Origin of the sequence: Rhizobium tibeticum (genome assembly GCF_900110205.1) — a bacterium.
GTDB classification, from domain to species: domain Bacteria; phylum Pseudomonadota; class Alphaproteobacteria; order Rhizobiales; family Rhizobiaceae; genus Rhizobium; species Rhizobium tibeticum.
This window is the reverse complement of record NZ_FOCV01000002.1, coordinates 183,871-201,256: the sequence shown is the minus strand read 5'-3', so window position 1 is coordinate 201,256 and position 17,386 is coordinate 183,871. Positions and strand designations below refer to the sequence as shown.

General features: G+C 61.1%; 13 protein-coding genes and 1 pseudogene. 6 read left to right on the top strand and 8 right to left on the bottom strand.

The features are described 5' to 3' along the window. Nucleotides 1-19: 19 nt before the first annotated feature. From BSG20_RS02910 to ubiE, 3 genes are all read right to left on the bottom strand, one after another. A complete protein-coding gene (locus BSG20_RS02910) occupies nucleotides 20-1,603 on the bottom strand; it encodes an aromatic amino acid lyase (protein ID WP_072371563.1) in 1,584 nt (527 codons plus the stop codon). A 93-nt stretch (nucleotides 1,604-1,696) separates the two neighbouring features. Next, the gene (ubiB, locus tag BSG20_RS02905; RefSeq protein ID WP_072371560.1) at nucleotides 1,697-3,271 is read right to left on the bottom strand and encodes a 2-polyprenylphenol 6-hydroxylase; all 1,575 of its coding nucleotides are present in this window, start codon (nucleotides 3,269-3,271) and stop codon (nucleotides 1,697-1,699) included. Nucleotides 3,272-3,327: 56 nt separating this feature from the next. Then, nucleotides 3,328-4,104, bottom strand: coding sequence for a bifunctional demethylmenaquinone methyltransferase/2-methoxy-6-polyprenyl-1,4-benzoquinol methylase UbiE (ubiE, locus tag BSG20_RS02900; protein ID WP_072371557.1), 777 nt, complete (start codon nucleotides 4,102-4,104; stop codon nucleotides 3,328-3,330). A 152-nt stretch (nucleotides 4,105-4,256) separates the two neighbouring features. On the opposite strand from ubiE, the gene mutM reads away from it, so the two are divergent. From mutM to BSG20_RS02875, 5 genes are all read left to right on the top strand, one after another. After that, nucleotides 4,257-5,147, top strand: a complete 891-nt coding sequence (mutM, locus tag BSG20_RS02895) for a bifunctional DNA-formamidopyrimidine glycosylase/DNA-(apurinic or apyrimidinic site) lyase (protein ID WP_072371554.1) — start codon at nucleotides 4,257-4,259, stop codon at nucleotides 5,145-5,147. A 14-nt stretch (nucleotides 5,148-5,161) separates the two neighbouring features. Next, entirely contained in the window at nucleotides 5,162-5,935 is a 774-nt protein-coding gene (locus tag BSG20_RS02890) for an enoyl-CoA hydratase (RefSeq protein WP_072371551.1), read from the top strand. Nucleotides 5,936-6,120: 185 nt separating this feature from the next. Next, nucleotides 6,121-6,399 (top strand): 30S ribosomal protein S20, encoded by a 279-nt coding sequence (gene rpsT, locus BSG20_RS02885; RefSeq protein ID WP_007799616.1) that lies wholly within the window; start codon nucleotides 6,121-6,123, stop codon nucleotides 6,397-6,399. Nucleotides 6,400-7,234: 835 nt separating this feature from the next. Next, nucleotides 7,235-8,782, top strand: coding sequence for a chromosomal replication initiator protein DnaA (gene dnaA, locus BSG20_RS02880; RefSeq protein ID WP_072371985.1), 1,548 nt, complete (start codon nucleotides 7,235-7,237; stop codon nucleotides 8,780-8,782). Between the two features lie 118 nt (nucleotides 8,783-8,900). After that, the gene (locus tag BSG20_RS02875; protein WP_072371548.1) at nucleotides 8,901-9,980 is read left to right on the top strand and encodes a saccharopine dehydrogenase family protein; all 1,080 of its coding nucleotides are present in this window, start codon (nucleotides 8,901-8,903) and stop codon (nucleotides 9,978-9,980) included. Here BSG20_RS02875 and BSG20_RS02870 read toward each other — a convergent pair. The 4 genes and pseudogenes from BSG20_RS02870 to gcvA form a co-directional block, all read right to left on the bottom strand. Next, a complete protein-coding gene (locus BSG20_RS02870; RefSeq protein WP_072371545.1) occupies nucleotides 9,977-11,101 on the bottom strand; it encodes an ABC transporter substrate-binding protein in 1,125 nt (374 codons plus the stop codon). The two genes, BSG20_RS02875 and BSG20_RS02870, sit on opposite strands and share 4 nt — an antisense overlap. Beyond that, nucleotides 11,098-11,847, bottom strand: a complete 750-nt coding sequence (gene fhuF, locus BSG20_RS02865; protein WP_072371543.1) for a siderophore-iron reductase FhuF — start codon at nucleotides 11,845-11,847, stop codon at nucleotides 11,098-11,100. The genes BSG20_RS02870 and fhuF overlap by 4 nt, the downstream gene beginning before the upstream one ends. Before the next feature lie 4 nt (nucleotides 11,848-11,851). Next, nucleotides 11,852-14,030, bottom strand: a pseudogene (locus BSG20_RS02860) (TonB-dependent siderophore receptor). A 136-nt stretch (nucleotides 14,031-14,166) separates the two neighbouring features. Next, nucleotides 14,167-15,051, bottom strand: a complete 885-nt coding sequence (gcvA, locus tag BSG20_RS02855) for a transcriptional regulator GcvA (RefSeq protein WP_072371540.1) — start codon at nucleotides 15,049-15,051, stop codon at nucleotides 14,167-14,169. Nucleotides 15,052-15,266: 215 nt separating this feature from the next. Here gcvA and BSG20_RS02850 point away from each other — a divergent pair, with 215 nt between their 5' ends. Then, a complete protein-coding gene (locus BSG20_RS02850; protein ID WP_072371537.1) occupies nucleotides 15,267-16,184 on the top strand; it encodes a DMT family transporter in 918 nt (305 codons plus the stop codon). Here BSG20_RS02850 and hemW read toward each other — a convergent pair. Then, the gene (gene hemW / locus BSG20_RS02845; protein ID WP_093041021.1) at nucleotides 16,181-17,356 is read right to left on the bottom strand and encodes a radical SAM family heme chaperone HemW; all 1,176 of its coding nucleotides are present in this window, start codon (nucleotides 17,354-17,356) and stop codon (nucleotides 16,181-16,183) included. The two genes, BSG20_RS02850 and hemW, sit on opposite strands and share 4 nt — an antisense overlap. Between the last annotated feature and the right edge of the window lie 30 nt (nucleotides 17,357-17,386).

The window sequence follows — 17,386 nt, the reverse complement described above, 5'->3', positions numbered from 1 at the left end:
GTGGCGAATATTGAAGGGATCAGATGGCGACCGGTTCCTGGGTCAGACGCTGCTCGATCCGCTCCAGCGAGCCGAGTGCAAAGAAATCGTCGAATGATGCGATCGGCACCTCTTCGATGAGCTTGGACATGAAGGCGCCGGAGCCAAGCTCTTCCTCGATCGCTTCCACCTCAGCAGAGAGCGGCCGGTCGACCGTGTAGAAATCCGCATGTTTGCGAACGACGTCGTAGAGCATCCCTCCGACGCCCTTCGGCTTGTCGCCGAGTATATCCACGGCCTGCGCCGAAAGCAGCGCCTCGAGGGCGGCAAGTCGCATCAGAGCGCGCATCTGGCGCTCAAAACGCTCGATCACGAGCGGCAGGAACGCTGCCTCGTCCTCAAGGCCGGCCGCGACCACCAGCGACTGCGCAGACACCGGGTTCGACATCGATAGCACGCGCGAGAAGATCTCGCCGGCCAGTTTGATGATCGGGCCGAAACCTGTTGCGATGCGGCCGGGCGGCACTAGATTGACGGGTAGATCGCGCCGCTGGCCGTTGCCGAGCAGGACACAGCGGTTGAAGGCATTGCGGGCCGCGTGCGCCATGCACAGAGCCGCCGATTCCAGCAGGATCGTCACATCGAGCGGCAGCGACCCGCCCGAGGTCATGACGCGGCCCTCGACGACGACAGGGTTGTCGTCGGAACGTCCGGTGGCGGCAAGGATCTTGTGTCCGGTCGTCAGCAGGTTCTCGATGACCGCACCGAATACCTGCGCGACCATGCGCAGGCTCAAAGGGTCCTGCACGTGGGTCTTGATCGGCCACTGCCAGGCGTCCGAAGCATTGCAGAGCCAGGAGCCGATCAAAGCTTCCCGGGAGGTGCCGACATGGCGAACGGAAAGCCACGGATCTCGGGAGGCCCCAAGGGCGCCTGACGCCATCATCCCGGAGGCCAGCAGCACGCGAATGGAGGCGGCGGCATTGCGTGTCGCATCCGCTGCAGCCGCGAAGCTCACGGCGTTGACGCTGAGCGAGGCAAGGCTGTCGCGCGGGGCCATGGTAAAGGGCTTCATACCAGCTGCCGCGAAGGCGTCGGCAGCCTGCATGCGCTTGCCGCGATAGACGGCTTCCCCGACGCCGGTCAAGACGGCGCCGATCTGTCCCATGAGGCCGATATCGGCGCAACCAATGGACCCGGTGCGGCGGACGACCGGAATGATGTCCACCGCGAGCATGCGCATGTATGCATTGACGAGTTCAGGTGTACACCCGACCTGCCCCGTCAGAGCGGTGTTGATGCGGATGGCCATCGCGTTGCGCACGACGGAGCATGAAAACGGCGTCCCGGTGCCGAAGTGATGCGCGCGCACGAGCCCGAGACTGAAGGCGTCCAGGTCCTCCGGGGACCACTCGACGTCTTTCATGGCACCGACGCCGGTGGTTGCCCCGTAGACGGGCATGCCAGCCTTGATCGCGTCCTCGACAATTCCACGGGCGATCTCGACGCGGGCCATACCCGTTGCCGAAGCGGAAAGCGCCACCTTGCCCGATCCGATCCTCACCATCTCAGCAAAGCTCAGCGGTTGTCCGGAAAGTTCGATGCGGGGGCGTTCATGCTTCATCTGCCGTATCTCCTTGAAAAGTGAGACTATGCGACGGCGCTATTCGATGGGATATCCCAAATATTGAACACAACATGCATTTGCATGCGATGATCAGGTGACCACCCAGGCTATATAGAGAAGGGCGAGCGCGATAATCCAGAGGGCGAACCGACCGGAGCGATTGTGACGGGCTTCGGATTTGCCGATCGCTTCGGCCGTTTCCGCATCGAAACGCAGTCCATGCTCGCTCATGTGCAGCAGTTGATGGTGAAACTTCTCGGTCTTGGCCGCAATCTCCGGCGCGGCTTCTGCAAGCTTGACCGCTGCCTTCAACCCGTCCCTGAGGTCGGTGACGATACGCTTCGGGCCGAGATTGTTGCGGATCCAGTCGCCGACGACTGGTTCGGATGCCTTCCACATGTTGAAGCGTGGATTGAGCATGCGCGACACGCCTTCGACGACGACCATGGTCTTCTGCAGCATGACCAGTTCCGGCCGCGTGGCCATGTCGAACAGTTCGGTCACCTCAAACAGCAGCGTTAGCAGCTTGCCCATCGAAATGGTTTCGGCCGGCTGTCCGTGGATCGGCTCGCCGATTGCGCGGATCGCCTGCGCGAAGCTCTCCACATTGTGATGGGCGGGGACATAGCCGGCCTCGAAATGGACTTCCGCGACCCTGACATAATCGCGGGTGATGAACCCGAAGAGAATTTCGGCAAGGAAGCGGCGCTCTTTTTTGCCCAATCGTCCCACGATTCCCATGTCGACGGCGACGATGTCTCCATGCGTATCGACAAAGAGATTCCCGGGATGCATGTCGGCATGGAAGAAGCCATCGCGCAGCGTGTGGCGCAGGAAGGACTGGATCAGCGTATCGGCAAGGCGATTGAGATCGTGGCCGGCGGCGCGCAAGCCGTCGACGTCGGACATCTTCACCCCATCGATCCACTCCATGGTGATCACGTCGCGGCCAGTGCGCTCCCAATCCACCTTCGGCACGCGGAATCCGGGGTCCTTTTCAGTATTCTCGGCGATTTCGGAAAGGGCCGCAGCCTCGAGCCGCAGGTCCATTTCGACCTTGGTGGTCTGCTCCAGGGTCTTCGTCACTTCCACCGGCCTGAGGCGGCGGCTTGAAGGCATGAAGCGCTCCTGCATGTGGGCGACGAGATACATCGCCTCGATGTCGTGCGAGAAGCGCTGACGCACGCCGGGGCGGACCACCTTTACGGCAACCTTCTTGCGACCGGACAGTGTATCGACCTCCGCCGGATGCACCTGGGCAATCGACGCTGCGGCAATCGGCTCGCCGAAGCTTGCGTAAAGGTCTTCGATCGGGCGGCCGAGCGAACTGGCGATGCTCGCCTTGGCCGCCGCCGGCGGGAAGAATGCCATGCGGTCCTGGAGTTGCGATAGGTCGTCTGCAAATTCGACGCCAACGACATCCGGGCGCGTCGCCAGGAACTGGCCGATCTTCACGTAGGAGGGGCCCAGCCGTTCGACGGCCTGCGCCAGCCTGTCGCTGCGCTTCTTCGATTTCGAGCGGTTGCGCGCGAACAGGCCAACAAAGGACTTGGCAAGGCCGATCGAGGGCGGAAGATCTTCTGACGGCAAGGCGGAAATGACGCCTTCGCGCACGAGAATCCAGCCGACGCGCCAGAGCCGGAAATATGCTCCCAGAGCACTCATGCCGGATTGCCTGCCTGCGAAAGCGCGCAGGTGAACGGTGTACCTCGAACCATTCGTCAGAGCTTCCAGCCGGAGTGGAGGGCTGCAATGCCGCCGGTATAGTTTGTGAAGCTGACGCGCGAGAAACCGGCGTTGCGGATCATCTCGGCGAAGTTCTCCTGGTTGGGGAATTTGCGGATGGATTCGACGAGATATTGGTAGGGCTCGGCCTCGCCGGTGATTACCTTACCGAACTTCGGAATGGCGTTGAAGGACCAGCTGTCATAGACGCGGTCCAGCAACGGCATGTCCACTTCCGAGAATTCGAGTACCAGCAACCGGCCGCCGCGCTTCAGCACGCGATGGGCTTCGCTCAGCGCCACATCGATGCGCGGCACGTTGCGGATGCCGAAGGCAATCGTGTAGGCGTCGAAGCTGTTCGGCTCGAACGGCAGATCCTCCGCGTTGGCTTCGACGAAAGTCAGATTGTCGGAGAGCTTCTTTTTGGCGGCGCGCTCGGCGCCGACGGCCAGCATGGAGCCGTTGATGTCGAGTACGGTCGCATGTGCCTGCCGGTTCGAGGCTTCGACGATGCGCAAGGCGATGTCGCCGGTGCCGCCGGCAACGTCCAGAACCCGGTAGCCTGGCTCCCTGCGTGGATTGAGCGCCGCAATCATCGCGTCCTTCCAGACGCGGTGCATGCCGACCGACATAACGTCGTTCATGATGTCGTAGCGCTTGGCGACTTTGTGAAAGACGTCGTTGACGAGACCCTGCTTCTCACCACCGGCCACGTCGCGGAAGCCGTAGGATGTTTCCATGCCGCCTTCGGCGGAGGTACGGCTTTCTGACATCGAAAATACTCCATCTATCTGAAATCGGCGCGGCAACCATAGCGAACTGACGCGCGCGACGCTATCTGTGGACCACGCTCAAAGCCGCGGTACCTTGGCGCTATAGCGCACAACGCCCGTGGTGGAAACATGTTAGATATAGATGGGTTAAGATGCCGGAATTGCCAGAAGTCGAAACCGTCAGACGCGGGCTTGCCCCCACCATGGAGGGCGCGCGAATCGCCCGCCTGGAGCTGCGACGCAAAGACCTGCGTTTCCCTTTTCCCGATGGTCTCGAGGCACGGGCGACGGGCCGCCGCATCGTCGCGCTCGGCCGCCGCGCCAAATATCTGCTGATCGATCTCGATGACGGCACCACGATCATTTCGCATCTCGGCATGTCGGGCTCCTTCCGCATCGAGGTGGGACAGCTTTCTGATATGCTGGGCGAATTCCATCGCCACGGCTCGAAGGATGAAAAGCACGATCACGCCATCTTCCACCTGGAGGGACCGAAAGGCGCCAGCCGCGTCATCTATAATGATCCGCGCCGTTTCGGCTTCATGGATGTGGCACAGCGTTGCGAACTTGATCTCAATCCCTTCCTCTTCGGCTTAGGACCGGAACCGACAGGCAACGAACTCAGTGCCGCCTATCTGGCGGAACGCTTCGCTGGCAAGGCGCAGCCTCTGAAAAGCGCGCTGCTCGATCAGAAGAATATTGCCGGGCTCGGCAATATCTATGTCTGCGAGGCGCTTTGGCGCGCGCACCTGCTGCCGACGCGTGCCGCGGCGTCCATCGTCACGAAATCGGGTAAGCCCAACAAGCAGATGGACTTGCTTGTCGCCTCGATCCGCGACGTCATCGCCGACGCCATCAAGGCGGGCGGCTCGTCGCTGCGCGACCATATCCAGACGGATGGCTCGCTCGGTTATTTCCAGCATTCCTTCGCTGTCTATGACCGCGAAAGTCTACCTTGCGGCAACCCGGGCTGCGGCGGTACCGTCGCCCGCATTGTCCAGGCAGGGCGCTCGACCTTCTATTGCCCGGCCTGTCAAAAGTAACGGGAGGATTGTCCATGGCCTACGAAACGCTGATCGTCGAAACCCGAGGTGCGATCGGGCTGATCACATTGAATCGCCCGCAGGCGCTGAACGCCCTGAACTCGATGGTGCTGAAGGAACTTCTTCAGGCCTACGAAGCCTTCCAGGCCGATGACGCCGTCGGCGCTATGGTCCTGACCGGTTCCGAGCGCGCATTCGCCGCCGGTGCCGATATTAAGGAAATGCAGCCGCTGGATTATGTCGATGTCTACGGCCGCGATCTGATGAGCGGATGGGACGACGTTGCCAAGGTGCGCAAGCCTGTAATCGCCGCCGTCAGCGGCTTTGCGCTCGGCGGCGGCTGCGAGCTTGCAATGATGTGCGATATCATCATCGCTTCGGAGACTGCCAAGTTCGGCCAACCCGAGATCACACTCGGCGTCATCCCTGGTATGGGCGGCTCGCAGCGGCTGACGCGCGCTGTCGGCAGATATAAGGCCATGGATCTGATCCTCACCGGCCGCCTGATGGACGCTGCCGAAGCCGAACGCGCAGGACTCGTTTCGCGCGTGGTTGCGCCCGAACGGCTGCTGGACGAGGCTCTGGAGGCTGCCGCCAAGATCGCCTCGCTGTCGCGTCCTTCCGTGCTGATGGCGAAGGAGGCCGTAAACCGCGCACTGGAGACCACCTTGGAGGAGGGTCTGCGCTTCGAGCGTCGCCTTTTCCATAGCCTCTTTTCCACCGAGGACCAGAAAGAAGGGATGACGGCCTTCATCGAAAAGCGTAAGCCTGCCTTCAAGAACCGCTGAGCCTTGGAGAAAGGCGGCGTTTCCTTGAAAATGCGCGTTGACGTGGGTCGGCTTTAGGGTTATATGCCCGCCCACGGTTCGGGAAGCCACTCCGGTTTTCCGATTATGCTCCCGCATTGCTGGATTGAGTGGCCGCAGGGCCCGCGGTGATGACGGAGTTTGTTCGAATTCTTAGAGAGGCATCCATGGCCAATACAACTTCGGCGAAAAAAGCGACCCGCAAGATCGCCCGCCGTACCGACGTCAATAAGGCTCGTCGCTCGCGCGTTCGTACGTTCGTTCGCAAGGTCGAAGAGGCAATCGCATCTGGTGATGCTGCCAAGGCAAAGGAAGCATTCCTCGCCGCGCAGCCGGAACTGGCTCGCGCTGCAGGCAAGGGCGTCCTGCACGCCAACACGGCTTCCCGAAAGGTTTCGCGCCTGGCGGCTCGTGTGAAGGCTCTGTCGGTTTCTGCGACCGCATAATCTTTCATTAACAGACGCACCATTATGATTAGCCCGGCAACTTTGTCGGGCTTTTTCGATTCCGCCGACTGGCTTCCGTATGGTTAATTCGGCGACGATTTCATGTCGAGCGTGTGACACGAAAAAGGCAATAAAAACAAACACTTGTTGTAGGATACTTCAGGTGCGCTCGACTCGGGCCCTACAATCTGCGGTCTGAGCAGAGTCAAGAAGCTTTTTTATTTTTTTCTTTTTATGCGTGTCAAAAATGCCCGCGGGACGAATCTCCTTGATTCAAAAGCGATTCTTTTTTGACACGGATGTGACGCCCAAAGACTGCCCCCCGAGTCAACGGCCCGCTCTTAATTTTGCGTAAAATTCATCGTTGATTCCCGCATTCGATCCTGCCTAAATGCCGATCAACAAGGGGTCCAGACATCACCTGTGAAGGCTTGGTCTGAAACTGCCACGTCGGCAGGACGATGAGCCTGTGCCACTTGTTACGGAAGCCTAAGCCTCCGGTTTTTCACGCAGTTGAGCATTTTTGACCGCGACGTGGCTGTCGCGGAACGGTGATTTTTTGTGTGTTGGTTGCACGCGTTGCGTGAAACCGGAATGGGGAAGAGAAGTCGTGGCAAGACGACTGGACGCCAGCTGACGAGGAGCGGCATCCAGTCCGACAGAAGGCAGTCGACGCCGCATGAGGCGGGCTCGCGCTTTCTCGGAAAGTCTTGTGAGTGGGGCAGTATTTGAGTGAACCGGCAGGCGAGTGGCTCATGAGGGTGCCACTTTCTGGTCATAGCGGGGAAATAATCGGGCGACGAACAAAGTCGGCCGACGAATGGAAGGCGGCATGATGCAGATGAATACAATGACGGCGGATGCCCTGGATAGCGGGGACAATGAACCGCAGGCGTTTGGCTCTATTTGCGCTGGAGCGGCAGGGGAAAAGGGAGACATGAAGCATGGTGTACTTTTCGAGCGTGTCAGCGCCCGCCTGAAGGCGCAAGTCGGTCCGGATGTCTACGCAAGCTGGTTTGCGCGGCTGAAGCTGCATTCGGTTTCCAAGAGCGTCGTGCGCCTGACGGTGCCGACAACTTTTCTGAAGTCCTGGATCAACAACCGGTATCTTGAGTTGATCACCAGCCTGTTTCAGGCCGAAGACTCCGAAATCCTGAAAGTCGAAATTCTCGTGCGCACGGCAACGCGTGGCGTTGGTAAACCGGCTGAAGCGCCGGTTTCCCCAGAGCCTGTTGCCGCCGCGCAGACGCGCCGCCCGGCGGCGCAGCATGCCGGCCAGATTGCGCAGCAGGCGGTATCGTCCGCAGCCGCTGCCCGTCCGGCAACTGCCGGCCAGCCGCTCTTCGGCTCGCCGCTGGACTCCCGCTTCACCTTCGACACCTTTGTTGAGGGCAGCTCCAACCGCGTAGCACTTGCTGCTGCCAGGACGATTGCGGAAGCCGGGCAGGGCGCTGTCCGCTTCAATCCGCTCTTCGTCCATTCCAGCGTCGGCCTCGGCAAGTCGCATCTTCTACAAGCGATCGCTAATGCCGCGGTTCAGAACCCGCGCGCCCTGCGCGTCGTCTATCTGACGGCAGAGTATTTCATGTGGCGCTTCGCAACAGCGATCCGTGACAATGATGCCTTGACCCTGAAGGACTCGTTGCGCAACATCGACCTTTTGATCATCGACGACATGCAGTTCCTGCAGGGCAAGATGATCCAGCACGAGTTCTGCCACCTGCTGAACATGCTGCTCGACAGTGCCAAGCAGGTCGTGGTCGCTGCCGACCGCGCTCCCTGGGAGCTAGAATCGCTCGATCCACGCGTCCGCTCGCGGTTGCAGGGCGGTGTGGCCATTGAGCTCGACGCGCCGGACTACGAGATGCGTCTCGAGATCCTGAAGCGTCGCCTCGCCGCTGCTCGCGTCGAGGACCCGTCTCTGGAAATCCCGGCCGAACTGCTGAACCATGTTGCGCGTAACATCACGGCAAGCGGCCGCGAGCTGGAAGGTGCTTTCAACCAGCTGCTTTTCCGCCGCTCCTTCGAGCCGAACCTGACGGTCGAGCGCGTCGACGAGCTTCTTGCTCATCTGGTTGGCTCGGGCGAGCCGCGCCGTGTCCGCATCGAGGACATCCAGCGCATCGTCGCACGGCACTATAACGTGTCGCGCCAGGAACTGGTCTCGAACCGCCGCACCCGCGTCATCGTCAAACCGCGCCAGATCGCCATGTATCTGTCAAAGACGCTGACGCCGCGGTCGTTCCCGGAAATCGGCCGTCGCTTCGGCGGTCGCGATCATACGACCGTGCTGCATGCCGTGCGCAAGATCGAGGAACTGATAGCCGGCGACACCAAGCTTTCGCATGAGATCGAGTTGCTGAAGCGCCTGATCAACGAATAGTCGGGCAATCTTCTGTGCACGTTTGACGGCCGGGCATTGCTCCGGCCGTTTTCTTTTGCGCACAATCTTCTGTACGCTGGAATGGCGCAAATGCGCCACGTGGCCACAGGGGGAGCCGATGAGTTTCGACAGGATCGCTGTTCTCGGACTGGGCAAGATCGGGCGGTTGGCTGCAACGCTTCTGCATGAAGGAGGGTTCGACGTTCTAGGCGTCGACCTGCAGGCGCCGACGGAAGGCCTGCCGTTCGAATGCAGGAGTGGCGACATCTCCGACCCCGCCGTCATCGGTGAACTGTTGTCCAGCGTTGAGGCCGTGCTTTCCTGCCTGCCCTATCACCTCAACATCGGCCTTGCGCGCGCCGCCCACCTCGCAGGGATCCACTACTTCGATCTGACCGAAGACGTGCCGACGACAAACTTCATCATCGAACTGTCCAAGACGGCACGTGGCCTGATGGCGCCGCAATGTGGCCTGGCCCCCGGTCTCGTCGGCATTGTCGGATCGAGCCTTGCGGAAGGCTTCGACAAGTGCCGTTCCATTCGAATGCGGGTCGGCGCTCTACCGCAGCACCCGACCGGTCTCCTCGGCTACGCGTTTAACTGGTCGCCCGAAGGGGTGGTCAACGAGTATCTGAACGACTGCGAAGTGATCGAGGGAGGCGTTCGCAAGCTCGTCTCGCCGATGGAATGGCACGAGACGATCTATGTCGAGGGCGTGAAGCTCGAAGCTTTCACGACGTCAGGAGGCCTCGGAACCATGTGCGATACGCTGCTCGGAAAGGTCGAGAACCTCGACTACAAGACGATGCGCTATCCCGGCCACATGGATCTGATGAACTTCTTCTTCCATGAGCTTTTGATGCGCGACAGGCGCAAGCTTGCCGGCGAAATCCTCACCAACGCCAAGCCTCCGGTCGAGGACGATGTTGTCTACGTCCACGTCGCAGCGGAGGGCACGGAGAACGGCAACCTCCGCCGCAAGGAATTTGTGCGCGCCTATTATCCGATCGAGATAGCCGGCACCCGCCGCACGGCGATCGCCTGGACGACGTCGGCCTCGGTGGTTGCCGTCATCGAGATGGTGCGCGACGACCTGCTGCCGTCCACGGGCTTCCTGCATCAGGAATACATTCCGCTGGAGATGTTCCTGAAAACTCCGACAGGCGGCCTCTTCGAGACCAGCGCGCCAGCTCGCTAAGTGGTTAGGCTGGTCCAATAGGCGCCCTCGAAGGGGACGGCCGCGAAGCGCTCGTTGAGCTCGGCGAGGCTGTCGGCCGGATCGACGTCGCCAAAGAGGTCGGGCCTTACCCAGGATGCGACGGCTTCGGCGGCGAGCACGTTCAGCGGCACGGCATTGAAGAAGTTCCACATGCCGTGCACATTTCCCTCGCGCACCGCTTTCAGCGGGGCAAGGCTTGGTGCCTTGACGGTCTCCTGGAGCGACTGCCGCGCTTCTGCGGGATCGACCCCGGGACCGATCGAAAAGACGGTGTAGGTGCCGCCCGGCGAGCCGGTGGCGACATAGACGTCCGGTTCCGCGGCGATGATATATTCTGCCGTCACGGGTCCGCCCTGTGGCGGCAGGTTCTTGTCGGCGATGTTGCGCCCGCCGGCAAGCGTGATCAATTCACCAAGGCCGGTGCGACCGACCGCCCAGCTGCCACGCGTTGTGCTTGGAAAGGCATCCATCAGCACGAGCGGCCCATCTTCGCCTTTCCCGACCGCCCTCGATTTGATGCGGTCCACCCTTTTTTCGAAGAACCGAGCATAGTTTTCCGCTTGCTGATCACATTCCAGAACGCGACCGAGGAGCCGAATGTCCCGCGGCGTGCTCTTCAGCGGATCGAGATTGAAATCGACAATGATCACGGGCACGCCGATCGATTGCAGATACTCGATGGCACGTTTGCCCTGCTCGCCTTCTGCCTGCCACATACCCATGACCGCAAGGTCGGCCTCCAAGGAGAGGGCGGCTTCGAAGGACATGCCATCCGCCTGCCCATTGCTGACAAGCGAGACCTTGTCGAGGGCCGGAAATTTCTTGCGAAAAGCATCGTAGATGAACGGGTTGTCCGTCTTCATGTCGGTCGCCCAGCCTGCCAGCAGGCTCACCGGATCCGGGTGGATCAGCGACAGCGCGAAAAGATTGAAACCCGTTCCGAGGATGATCGACTTCGGCTTCTTCGCAATCGTCACCATTCGACCGACGGCATCGGTCACGGTCAGTGGCCAGCGCGTCTCTGCCTTCAGAGCCGGCGCGCAAAGCGCAGCAGACGCCGCAGCGAGAAAGCCGCGTCGCGTGATCGTGGACGGGATCATTGCACGTTCCTCTGGCTGGGAAGAGCACAAAGTTTGCCACAGCTCTGGACGCCGGGCAGCATGTAGCGCAGGCAGCATATCTTCCGCCGGGCGACGCGCTCGCCGTCTTCCTCGACATATCGGACGCTGCCGCACAGAGGGTTGACGCCGCCGTCCGGCAGGCAGCCGCGGACGAACACCGCCAGATCGGGGCCTTCGGGCGGCCGCGTCAACCGCAGCGCGTAGTCGAGGTACACAGCGGCATTGTTCCAGCACAGCTTGGCCGAAATGCCGGAGGCGTTGAGCTTCGTCACGGCCTGTGGAAGATGCTGTTCCAACAACGGACCAATGGCTTCGAAACCGTCCTCCGCGCCATCCTCAGCATTCCGGCCCCGGTGCGGCACGCCGAATGCACGCGGCAGGCCATTCTCCTGCACTGCGATGGTCATCCCGTCGAAGGCGACCGGAAGCTCCTGCGCGGCGAGGCGACGGGCCAGCACATAGGGAATGGAAAGGGCGGAGAAGTAATATAACGACCACATCGACACGACGGCGCGCCTGTCGCTGTTGCCGCAGGTCTCGGCGTAGCGATCGATCGCCTGTTTGAACCCGCCGTCGCCGAAGAAGAGCGGCAGCGGTACCGCGTCCGGCAGGTCGGTGGAGAGCGCCATCTTCTCGTTGCACCACGCATGCTCGCCGGCAAAGGCCGGCGAGAGGACCGAGGCGCTGTCGCCCGGATCAACCACATGATGCTGCGCGCTCGCCATCAACTCACCATGCGTAGCGCAGGCTGCCGATCACGGCGCGGCCCTGGTCGCGGTAGCAGAAGCCGGCCGAGCAGACGGGCTCGCGGCGGTCGAACAGGTTGGTGGCGTTCACCTGCAGGCTCAGGCCCTCGTACTTCTTGTCGAGCGCGGCGAAGTCATAGCTCAGGGCAGCGTCGACAAGGATGCGGGAGACGTTCTGCGCCGTGTTGTTGTCGCTGGTGTAGCTCTTGCCGAGGTACCGGGCACCGAGGCCGACGCCGAGACCGTAGATCGGACTATCCTCCTGAAACCTGTAGTTTGCCCAGAGCGAAGCCATGTGCCTCGGCACCGACGAGACGTAGTTGCCGACTGTACCGGTCGTGCCTTCCAGAATCTCGGCGTCGGTGAAGGTGTAGGACGCAACCAGTGACAAGCCGGTGTCGAGACTCGTGTTCGCTTCGATCTCGAAGCCCCGGGAGCGAATCTTGCCGCGCTGCACCTGTATGTTTTCCGGCCCGGTCGGCAGGTTCACAACCTCGTAGTAGAGGCTGTTTTTCTGGTCGATATTGAACAGCGCTGCCGTGATCAGCGTATTGCTATCAGGCAGCAGGTACTTGACGCCAATCTCCTCCTGCTCGCTTTCCGTCGCCTGGAAGGGTTGGCCGGTCTCCTTGTTGATGCCAGCATTTGGTGCGAAAGCCGTCGAGTAGCTGGCATAGGGTACAACGCCGAAATCCGTTTGGTAGCCTAGGCCGATGCGGCCGGAGAATGCCCTGTCGTTTTGCGTGATCGTGGTCAGCGCATTGGTGTTGAGGTCGGTATTGTCGGTGTCCGTGGAGACCCAGTCGTAGCGACCACCGACGGTCAGTATCCACGCGTCATAGCGGATCTGGTCCTGCAGATAGGTGCCGACCTGCCACTGGTCCTGGATGGAGCGCGTATCGAAGTCGATAGGAGCAACATGAGCGCCTGCCGTCGGATTGGTGGTGTCGAGCGGTGGCGACACGCCACGGCCATCGAGCGAACGCCAGCGCAGCCTAGTCAGGTCTAGACCTGCAAGCACTGTGTGGTTGACCGCGCCCGTTTCGAACTGAGCTTCCAACTGATTGTCGATGGCGAAGGCCGTCAGCCGCTCGTCAAACGTGCCGGCGCTGCGCTCAAGCAGGTTCGGATTGACGGCGTTCGGCGCGTAGGCGAAGGCCCAGTCGGCGTCGATGCTCAGCGTCGAAATGCGGGCGTTCTGACGAAAGACGAAGACGTCGTTTACTCGATGCTCGAATTCGTAGCCGATACGAGCCTGGTTCTGGATCGAATCGTTGAAGGCCGGATTGCCCGCGAAATAGTCCGTTACCTTGCCGGTTGGATCGTTGTAATAGGCCGCCGTGCCGCCGGTCTTGGTTCGGGAATATTCGCCGAGGATGGTCAGTTTCGTGTCCTCGTCCGGCTTCCACATGAAGGCTGGCGCAATATAGACGCGGTCGTCGGGAACGCTGATCTGCTCCGTATTGGCGTCGCGATAGAGGCCCGTCAGGCGATAGTAGAAGGGGTCCTCATTGTTGACGGGGCCGGAGAGGTCGAACCGGCTCTGATAGCGCTGGTCGGTACCATACTGCAGCTGACTTCGTGAAAAGGCTCTTCCGTCGGCCGCTTGGTGATGAGGTTGTAGAGACCGCCGGCACCTGTTGCCCCATACAGTGCCGAAGATGGGCCACGCAGGATCGAGACTCCTTCGAGGCCGTACGGCTCGGTCTTGAAGAGTGACGAGCCTGCGCCCGGCTGACGAAGGTTGTCGCGGAAGATCCCGGTATAGGTCACGTCGAAGCCGCGCACCGAGAATGAATCGAAACGCGGGTCGAAGCCATAAGCGCCGACGCGTGTGCCCGGCGTGTACGCGACCGTATCCAAAAGAGATTGCGGGTCGCGATCCTTCAGCTGCTGTTCGGTCACTGAGGAAATCGACTGAGGCACCTCGATGAAGGGCGTGTCGGTTTTCGTGCCCGTCGCGCTGCTCTTGCCGACATAGCCATCCGCTGGATGACGCCGCCGCTGCCGCCATTGACGATAATATCCTCAAGAACCGTCGCGCCATCCTGCTGCTGTCCAGCCGCATCCTGCGCTGCGGCGGGTGCGAGAAAATGGACGATTGCCAAACCAGTCAATGCCGACGTGGACAGGATTCGCGAGGAAAATCGGAGACTATTCATTGGCTTACCATACCGGTCATACGCATTTCAGGATTTATGTGGAGTGTAATAGTCAAGAAAAATCCCAAAGGAAACCCGGTTTCATGATAAAAATACTCCACTTTTTGATCGGCATGGCAAATCCGCCACAGTCAGGTCAGCCTTGCGCCTCTGACAGCAGCCACCGGCGGAAGGCGGCCGCCGCCGGCCGTTCGAGCGCAAGCCCGGGATAGACGAGGTGGAAGGCAAGCCGGCTTGCAATGCCAAGCGGGAAGGGCGTGACCACCCTTTCTTCCTTCAGGTCCCGCTCCAGAAACGAGCGCCGCATCAGGGCAAAGCCCAGCCCGGCTATCATCGCGTCATAGGCTCCATTGCCATGCATGAAGACCGGTCCACGCGACGGGTCGACTCCTGTCGCGCCGGCTGCTTCCAGCCAGAGCTGCCAGTCATGGCGATAGACGTCATGGATCAGTTGGAAGCCGGCGAGCGCGTCCGGCGAGGGATTGTCGCCGAGCTCCACGGCAAGCCTTGGCGTGCAAACCGGCACCAGCTCGTCATCCACGAGGCGTTCGCTGATCAGGCCGTCATAGCCGCCGAGTCCGTGGCGGATTGCAAGGTCGATCCTGTCGCGCTGAAAATCGAGCACGCGGTGCGACGCGCTGATGCGGACGTCGATTTCGGGATGCATCGCCTCGAAGCGTCCGAGACGCGGCACGAGCCAGTAGGTTGCAAATCCCGCCGTGCAGGTGACGTTGAGGACGGCGCCGCGTCCGCGCGCCGTGATCGCCGCCGTCGCCTCCCTGACGAGGCGGAATGCTGCCCTGAGCGTCGAAAAATAGTCCGCACCCTCCACGGTCAGAGCTAGTGCGCGCGTCTTCCGCTCGAAGAGCTTGACGCCAAGCGAGGATTCCAGATCGCGGATCTGCAGACTGACGGCTCCCGGCGTCACGTTGAGCTCTTTGGCCGCCAACGTCATGCTGAGGTGTCGGGCGGCCGCTTCAAAGGCTCGAAGGGCCGAAAGGGAGGGAAGATAATCGCTCATGGTTTAGCTCAACTATATCATGGATCGAGAAAGACTCGTTTGTCGCAGGACTGGCATAGCAATAATATCAGTGTGAAAGCCGCCGTAAAAGCTCCGTCGAGCTGAGCGATGAACGAGAATAAATCAGGAAAAATGCGTGAGCGCCGCGCAACAATCGGGTGGCGGCAGCCTGTACTGACATGTAGACCGGTCGCAGGCTGATCAGGGAGAAGACGATGCAGCAGAAACAGATGGGCTTTGCCGAGTGGGGAATGTTGCTGGTGCTCTCCCTGCTGTGGGGCGGATCCTTCCTCTTCAACGGCATTCTGGTGAAGAGCCTGCCGCCCTTTACGATCGTCACGGGTCGGGTCCTGATCGCCGCGCTGGCACTGAACCTTATTGTGCGGGCGACCGGCCATGCCATGCCGCGTGACGCCAGGTCCTGGGCGCCCTTCTTCGGCATGGGCATCCTCAACAATATGATCCCGTTCTGTCTCATCGTCTGGGGCCAGACGCATATCGCAAGTGGCCTCGCCTCGATCCTGAATGCCACAACGCCGCTTTTTGGCGTCGTCGTCGCGCATTTCCTGACCGCGGATGAAAAGATGACCGGCAATCGCCTGCTCGGCGTTCTCGTCGGCTTTGCGGGCGTCGCCTATATGATCGGTTTCGACGTGCTGCGCGATCTCGGGTCGAACGTGCTGGCGCAGCTTGCGGTACTCGGCGCTGCGCTCTCCTATTCCTTTGCCGGGATCTTCGGCCGGCGCTTCCGCCAGATGGGCATGGCGCCGCTCATTCCCGCTGCAGGACAGGTCAGCGCCTCAACCGTCCTGATGCTGCCGATCGCGCTCATCGTCGACCAGCCGTGGACATTGGCCTCTCCTTCATCGGAAACCTGGATGGCGCTGTTCGGCCTGGCCTTGCTTTCGACGGCGATCGCCTATGTGCTGTTCTTCCGCATCCTGGCGACTGCCGGTGCAACGAACCTGATGCTCGTGACCTTCCTGATTCCGGTCAGTGCCATCCTGCTTGGCGCAGCCATTCTCGGCGAGCAATTGCAGGTCAAGCATCTGATCGGCACGGCGATGATCGCGATCGGCCTTGCGGCGATAGACGGGCGATTGTTCGCTCTTGGGCGAAAGCGACCGGCCTAGCAGGCGAGATCGGCGACCACGGAATCGAGGATCAGCATGCCTGAGGGCGTGCAGCGCAGGCGAGAGTTGCCGATCCGCTCGATAAAGCCATGCTCCAAAAGAAACTCTTCCCGCTTCGGGTCCAGGTCGCGGCCCGAAAGCTGCTGCCAGCGGGAAAGGTCCACGCCTTCCTTGAGACGCAATCCCATCAGCAGCAGTTCGTCGGCCTGCTCCTCATAGCCGAGTTGCTCCGTGTCCAGCATGCCGTGTCCATCGCGCTCGACCCGATCCAGCCAGCTCTCTGGCTTGCGCTCTGTCGCAGTGGCAATCTTCATGGAGCCACGCGTCAGTCGCCCATGGGCACCGGGGCCGATGCCGGCGTAATCGCCGTAACGCCAGTAGGTGAGGTTGTGCCGGCTCTCCGCGCCCGGACGCGCATGGTTGGAAACCTCGTAGGCGGGCAGCCCTTCGCCGGTGGTGATTTCCTGCGTCGCTTCATAGAGCAGCGCCGATTGGTCGCCGTCCGGAACGACAAGCTTGCCGGCCTTGTGAAGCCCGAAGAACGGAGTGCCTTCCTCGATCGTCAGTTGATAGAGCGAAAGGTGATCGACGGCGTAGGAAAACGCCTCCTTCAACTCGCGTTCCCATTCGTCGACGGTCTGGTTCGGGCGCGCATAGATCAGGTCGAAGGACATGCGCGGGAAGATGTCGCGCGCCAGCTTGATCGCCTTCAGCGCATCGGCAACGTCGTGCAGCCGTCCGAGAAACTTCAAATCGCGGTCGTTGAGTGCCTGGACGCCGAGCGACACGCGATTGACGCCGGCGGCACGATAGCCGCGGAAGCGTTCCGCCTCGACGCTGGAGGGGTTTGCCTCCATGGTGATCTCGATCCCATCGGGCACGTGCCAGTGCTTGGCGATACCGTCGAGAATGGCCGACACCGTGGATGGTTTCATCAACGATGGCGTGCCGCCGCCGAGGAAGATGCTGGTCACCGTCTTTGGCCCGCTCATCTGGCGCACCGTCGCCATCTCCTTCAGGAAGCCCGCGCTAAAGCGTTCCTGATCCACCGGCTGGTGGCGGACATGGCTGTTGAAATCACAGTAAGGGCACTTGGCGGCACAGAACGGCCAATGCACGTAGACGCCGAAGCCGGGTTCGCCGGTATCGGGCAGAAGAGCGGCATAGCGCATCAGATCAGGCTGTTCCAAAGTGTCCACTTG